General features: G+C 54.5%; 1 protein-coding gene. It reads right to left on the bottom strand.

Going from position 1 to position 409, the window contains the following annotated elements:
* Positions 1–236 (bottom strand): hypothetical protein (locus tag AC30CM_RS27230; protein WP_490120011.1); only part of this gene is annotated, 236 nt, incomplete at its 3' end.
* Positions 237–409: the final 173 nt, after the last annotated feature.

Genomic DNA, 409 nt, shown 5'->3' with positions numbered 1-409 from the left:
AACTCATTGAACGGATATGTATCGTGCAGCCCCGCGATCACGAACTGGTTGATCAGCGCCTGACGGAATTCGCGGCTCTTTTTCCACGCCTCCGGCTGTTCCGAGATGCGATCGTACAGCCAAACTTCGGCATTGAGGCACAGCCCCATACGGTCCATGAAGCTAGCGTGCTCCGGACACCCATCTTCGATCCAGCGGAGGATTTCACGGTGGAAGAGAATCAGATCGTCAGTCATTTTCGGCTCCTGAAATATAGAAAGCCCAGTATAGTTCTATACTGGGCTGCGGTCAACAATTATTTCGAAGTCGGGAGTACGCGTAGGGCACGCTCCAATCGGTCGATCAGGTCTCGGGCCGCGCCGTCCGTGAGATAGGTAACGGCCGTTGACTTTCCTTCCACTCCGAACTG

The sequence above is a fragment of the Mycobacterium sp. DHQP2018-32-09 genome, assembly GCF_058148405.1.
This window is presented reverse-complemented; position numbering and strand designations above follow the sequence as displayed.